Below are 10213 nucleotides of genomic sequence, written 5' to 3'. Positions count from 1 at the left end.
CGCACATGGCGGCGATCTTCGCGGACACCCGACCGCGAAGATCACAGCCACTGGATCACGCCACGCAGTTGATCAATTACCCCACACTTTCTCAGCCGCTACGCCTGCTCACGCCTGTTCCCGCCCCTCCGCACGCTCACGCCTGTTCGCCGCGCAGGCCCGCGCCCCACTTCTGCTCGACCCGGCCGAACTTCCAGAACGCCAGCGCCCCGGCCCAGGTCACCACGAACAGGCCGACGATCACGTAGCCCACCATGTTCAGGTCCAGCGAACCGATCCAGCCGATCGGGCCGCCGGTGACGTCCAGCTTCTCCGAGGCCAGCTGGAGCAGCTCGATCACGCCGATCACCAGCGCCACGATCACCGACAGGCCGGTCACCGTCAGGTTGTAGTAGATCTTCCGGACCGGCTTGGAGAACGCCCACTCGTAGGCGAAGTTCATGAACGAGCCGTCGATGGTGTCCAGCAGGCTCATCCCCGCCGCGAACAGCACCGGCAGCACCAGCAGCGCGTACCAGGGCAGCGAGAACGCGGCCGCGCCGCCCGCCAGCACCAGCAGCGAGACCTCCGTCGCGGTGTCGAAACCCAGCCCGAACAGCAGCCCCACCGGGTACATGTGCCACGGCTTGGTCACCGCCCGGGTCACCCGCCCCAGGATCCGGTTCAGGAACCCGCGCCTGTCCAGCTGCCGTTCCAGCTCGGCCTCGTCGAAGTCGCCCTGGCGCATCCGCCGGAACACCTTGAGGATCCCGTTGAACGCGCCCAGGTTGATCAGGCCGATCAGCACCAGGAACGTCCCCGAGACGCTGACCCCGATCAGCCCCGTCACGTCGTGCAGCGTCGAGTCGTCCGACTCCACCTGCCCCGCCAGCGACCTGATCCCGAACGCCAGCAGCGCGCACAGCCCGAACACGATCGACGAGTGCCCCAGCGAGAACCAGAACCCCACCGAGAGCGGGCGCTTGCCCTGCCCCATCAGCTTGCGGGTGGTGTTGTCGATCGCCGCGATGTGGTCCGCGTCGAAGGCGTGCCGCATCCCCAGCGTGTACGCCGTCAGCCCCATCCCGGCCCCGAACACCTGCCCGCCCACGTCGTAGTGCTTCGGCGCGATCACCGCCAGCAGGGTCACCCACCCCACCACGTGCAGGAGCAGGACGAACCCGCCCATTCCGGCGAGCCGGATCCACTCCTCCCGAGTGAGCCGGTCGCGCAGACGACTGGGCGCTGCCATGGAAGTTCCCTCCGAGATGCCGACGGTGCCGCGGGGCGGTGAGCTGGGCCATCCTTCCGCTTATACGGACGCAATTGCAAGTCATATGCAACTACGAGCCAGGGGCGCACAACGGCTCCCGCGCCCCCTCGACCGCCCGCCCGGGCTGGCGCCACCCGCCACCCGCCACCCGCCACCCGCCACCCGCCACCCGCCACCGAACACGGACACGGACAGCGAAGCCCCACCGCCCACCTCCGCAGGCGGCGCACGAGTGGGCGGGTGGGGCGGGTGGGGCGGGGGGAGCGCCGCTCAGCCCCCCAGTGGGTCCGCCCGGCGCGCCACGTCCAGCAGCGCCCGCAGGGCACTCTCGGCGAGGCCCGGCCGGGGCCGCCAGCGGGCGACGATGGCGACCGGGCGGAGCTGCTCGGTGAGGTGCAGTTCGACGAGTTCGCCGTCCTCCAGTTCCCGGGTCACGGCCAGTGCGGGTAGCAGGGAGAGGCCCTGGCCGTGTCCGGTGAGGCGGAGCAGGGCGGACAGCGAGCCCTGGACCGTGGTGAGTTGGGCTCCGGAGAGCAGGTCGCGTCCGAAGCGGTCGACGAGCATCTCGGAGGTGCAGCCGCGTTCGGCCACCAGGAAGTCGTGGCGGAGCACCTGTTCGGGCGTGACCCGTTCCTGTCGGGCCAGCGGGTGGCCGGGTCCGGTGACGAGGACGGTGCGGTCGTGTCCGACGACGGTGTGCGGGCCGAGTGCGCGGGCGCCGTTGTCGTACTGGAGAACCAGATCCAGTTCGCCCGCCCCGAAGGCCCGCTCCAGTGCGGCCCGGTTGGCGACCGTCAGCTCGACGTCCGCTCCGGTGTCCCGGCCGGACGGGCCCCCTGCCGTCCCGTACTCCAGCGCGGCCAGCACGTCGGGCATCCAGGCGTGGGCCAGTGACTCCTGGGCGCCGATCCGCAGCCGGGGGCGGTCGCCGAGGGCGGCCCGTCGCATCTGCTCCTCCAGTTCGAGGGCGGCCCGGGCGTGCGGGAGGAGCCGGGCGCCGGCTTCGGTGAGCACGGCGCCGGTGCCGGCCCGGACGAGTACGCTCACGCCCAGGTCGGCTTCCAGCCGCTTGAGTTGGGCGCTGACGCTGGACTGGGCGTAGCCGAGGGCCTGGGCGGCGGCGGAGATGCCGCCGTGGTCGACGACCGCGACGAGGGCGCGCAGGTAACGGGAGTCCACTGCGGCAGCCTAACCGCGGCCCATCGGACTCTCCGATGGGGGCATCGGATTCCCGGCGTCGCGGACCGCCCGTCCGCCGGGACAGGCTGCCCCCATGACCACGGCCCTCCCCTCCCTCCGCCCGCCCGCCCCCGACACCGCGCCCGCCCCCCGCACCCGCGCCGGGCTGACCTTCGCGGGCATCGCCGCCGGGAACCTGCTCGTCCTGCTCGACACCTCGGTCCTGAACATCGCCGTCCCGGACGTGCAGGCGTCGCTGCACCCGGGCGCGGCGGCGCTGCCCTGGGCGGTGGACGCCTACACGGTGGTCTTCGCGGGTCTGCTGCTGGCGGGCGGCGCGGTCGCCGACCGGTGGGGCGCCCGGCGGGTCTACGCCTGGTCGCTCGGCCTGTTCGCGGTCCTGTCGGCGCTGTGCGCGCTGGCGCCGGGCATCGGCTGGCTGATCGCCGGACGGGCGCTGCTGGGCGCGGCGGGTGCGGGGCTGGTGCCCGCCTCGCTGGCGCTGCTGATCCACCTGAACCCGGATCCGGGCCGCCGCACCCGGGCGATCGGGGCCTGGACGGCGCTCAGCGGCCTGGGTGCGGCGGCCGGGCCGGTGCTCGGCGGGGCGCTGGTCGAACTGGGCGGCTGGCGGCTGGTGTTCCTGGTCAACCCGCCGATCGCGCTGGCCGCGCTGCTGCTGGCCCGTCGGCTGCCCCGGCCGCCGGTGCGGGCCGCCCGGGCGCTGGACCGTCCCGGTCTGGTGCTGTCCACGGCCGCGCTCGGCCTGCTGACCTTCGGTCTGGTCGAGGCCGGGTCGGCGGGGTGGGGGGCGCCGTTCGCCCTGGTGCCGGTCGCGGCGGCGCTGGTCTGCTTCGCCGCGGTGGCGGTGGTGGAGCGCCGGGTGGCCGCGCCGGTGCTGCCGCCCGCGCTGCTGGCGCTGCCGCGGGTGCGGGCGGCGATGGTCGCGGCGGCGGTGTCCTGCTTCGCGTACTTCGGCGGCATGTACCTGTTCGCGGTGCGGCTCCAGCACGGCTACGGCCTGAGTCCGTTGCAGGCCGGGCTGGCCTCGCTGCCGATCGCCTTCCCGGTGTGCGTGATGCCGTTCTTCACCGGTCGCCTGGTGGCCCGGTACGGGTCGCCGCCGGTCCTGCTGGCGGGCATGTCGGCGGGCGTCCTGGCCGGGCTGCTGCTCGTCGCCTGCGGCGGCCCGCACCCCCCGCTGCCGCTCCTGGTCGCCGCCGAGCTGGCCCTCGCCGCGACCGGCACGCTGTCCATCCCGGGGGCCGCCGCCGCGATGGCGGTCGCCGCCCCGCCCGCGTACGCCGCGACCGGCCAGGGCGCCCTCAACGGCGTCCGCCAGGCCGGCTCGGCCCTGGGCGTGGCCGTCCTCGGCACCCTCGGGGCCCTCCCCACCGCCGGCTACGTCCTCGCCGCCGTCGGCCTCCCCGCCGTCGCCCTGGTCGCCCGCACCACCCGCCGCCCCTGACCCCCTCCCCCGCCCCCGCGGCCCCCGCAGGCGGACCCCACGAGCCACGCGCGGCAAAGCCCCCGCCAGCCCGCCGGCCCGCGCGGGGAAGCGCCGCAGCACCCGCGCGGGAGGCGCCCGGGCGGGCGGGTGGGGCCGGGCAGGACGCCCCCGGAGGGACTGATCGGAAAGCTTCCTGACGGTTCGTGGTCCAAAATCCTTGACCCGGACGAATGGTCCAGTCCAATCTAGGTGACGCGCTCACCCCAAGCGCGCAGGCTCCCACCTGGTCCCCACGGCCGCCGCACCTACCGGACAACCCCACTTCTCCGGAGGTTCCTCCATGCTTGAACGGGCCACGCCCGCACCCGAGTCGACCTCGCGCCGGGCTCCCTCCCGGCGCCGCGCCGGCGCCCTCGTGGTGGCCGCCGCCATGACCGTCGGCTCCACCGCCCTGGCGCTCTCGCTCGGTTCGGCTTCCGCCGCCACCGTCAACCTGCTCGCCAACGGCGACTTCGAGGCCGGCTCGCTGAGCGGCTGGACCTGCACCAGCGGCTCGGTGGTCACCACCCCCGTGCACGGCGGGTCCTACGCGCTGAACGGCAACGCCACCGCCTCGGACACCGGCCAGTGCCAGCAGGTCGTCACCGTCCAGCCGAACACCCAGTACACGCTCTCGGGCTTCCTCAAGGGCAGCTACGTGTACCTGGGCGCCACCGGCACCGGCGTGAACGCGTCCACCTGGACGCCGGGCGCCACCAACTACACCCAGCTGAGCACCACGTTCACCACGGGCGCGTCGACCACCTCGGTGACGGTGTTCACCCACGGCTGGTACGGCACCGGCGCCTACCAGGCGGACGACCTGGCGCTGACCGGCCCGGGCACCGGCGGTTCGACCAGCCCGTCCGCGTCCACCAGCACCTCCGGCTCGCCCAAGCCGTCGAACTCGGCCTCGGCCTCGCCGAGCCCGTCGAACTCGACCTCGCCCAGCCCGTCCAACTCGACCTCGACGTCCCCGTCGCCGTCCGCGAGCTCCAGCTCGGGCACCGGCAACGGCCCGTCGGGCGACGGCAAGATCACCGTGCCGGGCGGGGTGACGGTCACCAGGACCACCGCCAATGCGGTGGTGCTGAAGTGGAACGCCTCGACCGACTCGACCGACAACTACGTCGGGTACAAGGTGTGGTCGAACGGCCAGCTGGTCGGCACCTCGATGGGCACCAACATCGCGATCTCCTCGCTGCTGCCGAGCACCTCGTACACCTTCAGCGTGCAGGCGTACGACAAGGCGGGCCACGCCTCGCTGCAGTCCGCCGCGGTGACCACCTCCACCGCCGCCGCGCCGGCCACCGCCAAGCCGCTGAAGTCGGCGTACTTCGACCAGTGGTCGGTGTACGACGCCGCCTACTACCCGAAGAACGTGGACACCTCGGGCGCGGCCACCAAGCTGGACGTGATCTCGTACGCGTTCGAGAACATCCACCCGACCAACCTCAACTGCTTCGAGGCGGTCAAGGCGTCGGACGCCGCGAACGAGAGCAACCCGAACGCGGGCGACGGCGCGGCCGACGCGTACGCCGACTACCAGATGGACTACTCCAACGCGATCTCGGTGGACGGCTCCACCGACGAGTGGGAGCAGCCGCTGAAGGGCAACTTCAACCAGCTGCGCCAGCTCAAGGCGAAGAACCCGAACCTGCGGGTCACCCTCTCGCTGGGCGGCTGGACGTACTCCAAGTACTTCTCCGACGCGGCGGCCACCGACGCCTCGCGCAAGAAGCTGGTCTCGTCCTGCATCGACATGTTCCTGAAGGGCAACCTGCCGACCAACGTCGCGGGTGACGCGGCGGGCGGCGCGGCCAGCGCCGCGGGCATCTTCGACGGCATCGACATCGACTGGGAGTACCCGGGCTCGGCCGGCGGCCACACCGGCAACCACTACTCCGCGGCCGACAAGCAGAACTTCACCGCGCTGCTCGCCGAGTTCCGCAGCCAGCTCGACTCGTACGGCGCCAGCGTCGGGAAGAAGTTCCTGCTCACCGCGGCGCTGCCGTCCGGCCAGGACAAGATCCAGTACATCGAGACCGACAAGATCGGCTCGTACCTGGACTACGCCGACATCATGACCTACGACATGCACGGCTCGTGGGACGCCACCGGTCCGACCAACCTCCAGGACCCGCTGCACGACAGCCCGGCCGACCCGACCACGCCGATCGCCCCCGGCACCGCCAAGTACAACGTGGACACCACGCTGGCCGCGTACACCACCGGCCTGCCGGAGTACGGGATCAAGGGCGGCTTCCCGTCCAACAAGATCATCCTCGGCATCCCGTTCTACTTCCGCGGCTGGACCGGCGTCCAGGCCGGCAACAACTACGGCCTGTACCAGAACGCCACCGGCGCCACCCCGGCCAAGCCCGGCAGCCAGGAGGCCGGCCTGGCCAGCTGGCGCGAGCTCACCCTCACCGCCCAGAACACCCACTGGGACCCGGTGACCGAGAGCACCTGGGTCTACGACGGCACCAACTTCTGGACCGGTGACGACCCGAAGGCCATCCAGGCCCGCGCCGCCTACGCGAAGAACAAGGGCCTGGGCGGCATGTTCGCCTTCGCCCTGGAGAACGACGACAACAACTCCACGCTGCTGAACACCATCTACAACAGCCTGGGCTGACGCACCGCCACGGACTGACGGCCCGCCGCACCTTCCCCATGGGTGCGGCGGGCCGTCACCGTTCCCGCCGGGCGCTCAGGAGTGCCGGGCGCTCAGGGCTGCCGGGCGCGCAGCAGCCGGGCCTCCGCGCGCAGCTGGTTGCCGAGGCGGTCGTACCAGAAGACCTCCTCCTCGCTCGGTCCGACGTGGTCGGGAGAGAGCCAACCGTCCAGCAGGGCACGGTGTTCGGCGGGCAGCGGGCGGCCGATCCGGCGCAGCACGGTCAGGGCGCGCAGGCCGGGCCAGGTGGGGCGGAAGACGTCGAGCAGGACGGGGACGGACCGCCGGGGGTCGCCGGTGATCCGCCACAGCGCCTCGGCGGCGTCCACCCGGCCCTGCGGGTCGCTCCCCGCCAAGTGCCGTTCCACCAGCGGCAGTAGCGGCGCGCCGACCGGTCCGAGCAGGGCCGCCTCGACCAGGGCGCCCCGGCCCTGTGCGAGCCGTTCGGCGAGCAGCCGCAGCGCGGGGGCCGGGTCGGCGCCGAGCCGGACGGCGGCGACGGCGGCCGCGGCCTGCAGGGGGTGGCCGTCGCGGGCGGCCAGCTCGCCCAGTGCGGCGGTGAGTCGGGGGTCGGCGGGGCCGGAGCCGCCGAGCAGGTGCAGCAGTTTCCGGTTCGGTGCGGCGCGCAGCAGCCGGGTCAGTTCGGGCAGCAGGGCGGCGGTGTCGGCGGGGGTGAGCGCGTCAAGGAGTTCGTCGGCGGCGCTGCGGTCGGTGCCGTCGTCCGGGGAGCGGTACGGGGCGAGGGCGCGGCGGCGCAGCGCGAGGTCGGGGGTGCGGGCGGCCAGCGCGTCGAGCGCGGCCGGGGCCGGGTCGGGGACGGCGGTGAGCAGCCGGGCGTCGCCGGTGCGGCCGAGGAGGAGTTGGGCGGGTTCGGCGACCCGGCGGTCGGGGTGGGCGGCATCCGGGAGGACGGCGGCGGCGAGGGCGGCCGGGTCGGGGTGGCGGGCCGCTCCTTCGGCCAGGCCCCGCAGCAGGTTCGCCCGCCAGTACCGGTCGTGCTGGTGCGGCAGGGCGGCGACCAGCAGGTCGAGGGCCGGCGCCTCGCGGCCGGGCCAGCGGGCGGCCAGCCGCAGGGCGCGGCGGGTGCCGCGCGCGTCGTGGTCACCGGCGGCGATCCAGGCGGCGGCCGCGGCCCGGGTGGCGTCGGGGTCGGCGTCGAGCAGGTGCTGCACCCGGCTCTCGGTGCTGCCGACGCCGGGGAACCACTCGTCCCGGACCACCCGGAACGCCGGATCGCCGCCGTCCGCCACCAGCACCCCCAACAACTCGGCCGGGTACGGGAGTTCGGACTCCTCCAGCAGTCCGAGCGCGGCCGTGGCCCGGACCGCGGGCACCGGGTCGGCGAGCGCCGCCCGCAGCACCTCCCCCCGGCGCCCGCCCAAGCGGCTGAGCACCTCCAGCGCCTCGGCCCGCACCCGCGCGGACGGGTCCGCCCGGAAGCACTCCGTCAGCGCCGCCACCGCCGACGGCAGCGACTCCCCCGCCGCCCAGCGCGCCACCCGCACCACCTGCCGCCGCACCTCGACATCCGCATCCCCCAACAGCGGGAGCAGGAACGGCAGTTCGGCCGCCGCCCGGACCCGCCCGGCCAGCTCCGCCGCCGCCCACGCCTCCTCGTACCAGCAGTCCTCCTCGGTCCCGCCCGTCCCGGCGATGAACGCCAACGCGCGGTCCCGCCGGTGCACCCCGTGCACGGCGGCGTGCGCCAGGTACGGCACGGCGGCGACGCCCGCCGAGGAGGCCGCCCCCTGGTGCAGCGCCCGGTCGAACAGGAGGTCCACCGCCCGGTCGGCGGCCGCCGCGTCCCCGCCGTACAACGCCCTGATCCAGTCCGGGACTTCGGCCGCACTGCCGAACGCGTGACCCAGCTCCGCCCAGTCGACCAGACCAAGTTCCTCAGGCGTCCGCACGTTCGCCCCCTCCCGCCGCCGACTTCCCCGCCCGCCCCCGGAGTCCCTCGTCCGGGCACCCCGTGCGACCGTACACCGCCGCCCCGCCCCCTCCGGGCGCCGCCCGGCGCCCCGGTCGTCCGGCGAGGCGGGTTGGGGCCCGCTTGGGGCCCGCTTGGCGAAACCGTGAACCTGCTGGGAGCCGACTGGGAGTTCGATGAAGGCGTACCTTACGATCATCGGGTGCCCAGCCTGACCGGACTCCCGCTGCAGATCATCGCCACCCTGGTGGCCCTCGCCGCGTTCGCCGCCACCATGTGGCTGTGGCCCCGGCTGGGCGGCCGGAACTGGCGGGCCTGGCTGGGCCGGGTCGGGGCGTTCTTCGGGACGCAGGTCGCGGTGCTGGCCGCGATGGGCCTGGTCGCCAACTCGTATTTCGGCTTCTACTCGACCTGGAGCGACCTGCTCGGCCTGGACGGCAGCCCGGGCACCGTGGTCGACCACCAGCCGGGCGGCAAGGCCGTCTCGGTGACCGGCGAGCAGAAGATGTACTCCGCGCAGGGCTCCGCGCAGGACCGCTCCGGGGTGATCCAGCAGGTGGAGATCCACGGCAGCGGCTCCGGGCTGACCGGCACGCCCGCGTACGTCTACCTGCCGCCGCAGTACTTCCAGCCCGAGTACGCGAACAGCCGGTTCCCGATGGTGCTGGCACTGTCCGGGTACCCGGGCACCCCGGAGAAGCTGATCTCGCTGCTCCAGTACCCGGCGTCCACCCTGAAGGCCATCGAGGCCAAGGAGATGCCGCCCACCGTGCTGGTGATGATGCGGCCGACCCTGGTCGGCAACCGGGACACCGAGTGCATGGACGTGCCCGGCGGCCCGCAGGTGGAGACCTTCTTCACCGAGGACCTGCCGAAGGCGATGTCCGCCTCCTACCGGGTCGACGACCGGCCCGAGGCGCGGGCCGTGATCGGCGACTCCACCGGCGGCTACTGCGCCGTCAAGTTCGCGGTGCGCAAGCCGGATTCGTACCGGGCGGCGATCGCGCTGTCCGGCTACTACGAGGTGCACAACGACCCCACCACCGGCGACCTGTTCGGCGGCAGCGACCAGGTCAAGCAGGACAACGACCTGCTGTGGCGACTGCGCACCCAGCCCGCGCCGCCGGTCTCGCTGCTGCTGGCCACCAGCCGCAACGAGGAGAACTACCAGCCCACCCAGCAGATGGTGGCCGCGTTCAAGGCCCCGACCCGGCTGTCCACCATCACCCTGGACAGCGGCGGCCACAACTTCCACACCTGGACGCGGGAGATCCCGCCCGCGCTCACCTGGCTCGGCACCCGCCTCGCCCCGCCCGCCCCGGACCCGGCCGCCCCGAAGCCCGCCGCGAACTGACCCCCCGTCACGCCACCGGCCGGCCGCCCGCACCCCTTTCCGCGCACCCGCCGAGGCGCCGCGGCCCTCCTCCCGGCACCCCTCGCCGAGGCGCAGGTCACCCGTTCGCGGGGAGATTAGAGCGGCCTCATAGCCCCCTCTCATCAACCTCTCAGCCGGGCCTCCGAGCGTATTGCCCATGACCACGTCCAGTTCCGTTCCCCCGACCAGCGAGCCGTGGCCCGACGCCGCGAAGTACCCGCCACCGGCGGTCGCGGCCGACGCCGTAGCCGGGCCGGCGGCCGCCACCGCGACCGGGCCGGCGGCCGCCGCCCCCGCCGGGCCCGAACGGA

General features: G+C 73.9%; 6 protein-coding genes. 3 read left to right on the top strand and 3 right to left on the bottom strand.

Annotation, left to right across the window (positions count from 1 at the left end; all coding sequences use genetic code 11):
* Nucleotides 1-136: 136 nt before the first annotated feature.
* Together ACWEO5_RS36365 and ACWEO5_RS36360 are read right to left on the bottom strand one after the other, a co-directional pair.
* Entirely contained in the window at nt 137-1231 is a 1095-nt protein-coding gene (locus tag ACWEO5_RS36365) for a HoxN/HupN/NixA family nickel/cobalt transporter (RefSeq protein ID WP_452166384.1), read from the bottom strand.
* Nucleotides 1232-1522: 291 nt separating this feature from the next.
* Nucleotides 1523-2431, bottom strand: a complete 909-nt coding sequence (locus ACWEO5_RS36360; protein ID WP_452166383.1) for a LysR family transcriptional regulator — start codon at nt 2429-2431, stop codon at nt 1523-1525.
* A 94-nt stretch (nt 2432-2525) separates the two neighbouring features.
* Here ACWEO5_RS36360 and ACWEO5_RS36355 point away from each other — a divergent pair, with 94 nt between their 5' ends.
* On the top strand, nt 2526-3899 hold the full coding sequence (locus ACWEO5_RS36355) for an MFS transporter (RefSeq protein WP_452166382.1): 1374 nt from the start codon (nt 2526-2528) through the stop codon (nt 3897-3899).
* 322 nt (nt 3900-4221) lie between these two features.
* Entirely contained in the window at nt 4222-6558 is a 2337-nt protein-coding gene (locus tag ACWEO5_RS36350) for a glycosyl hydrolase family 18 protein (RefSeq protein WP_452166381.1), read from the top strand.
* A 92-nt stretch (nt 6559-6650) separates the two neighbouring features.
* Here ACWEO5_RS36350 and ACWEO5_RS36345 read toward each other — a convergent pair whose 3' ends face one another.
* On the bottom strand, nt 6651-8507 hold the full coding sequence (locus ACWEO5_RS36345; RefSeq protein ID WP_452166380.1) for a HEAT repeat domain-containing protein: 1857 nt from the start codon (nt 8505-8507) through the stop codon (nt 6651-6653).
* Between the two features lie 222 nt (nt 8508-8729).
* Between ACWEO5_RS36345 and ACWEO5_RS36340 the strand changes: the two genes are divergently transcribed.
* Complete coding sequence (locus ACWEO5_RS36340; protein ID WP_452166379.1) at nt 8730-9881, top strand: alpha/beta hydrolase; 1152 nt, start codon at nt 8730-8732, stop codon at nt 9879-9881.
* Nucleotides 9882-10213 lie beyond the last annotated feature (332 nt).

It is taken from the genome of Kitasatospora sp. NPDC004272, assembly GCF_053603035.1.
Note: the sequence above shows the minus strand (reverse complement) of the source record. Positions and strands in the feature narration are given on the sequence as shown.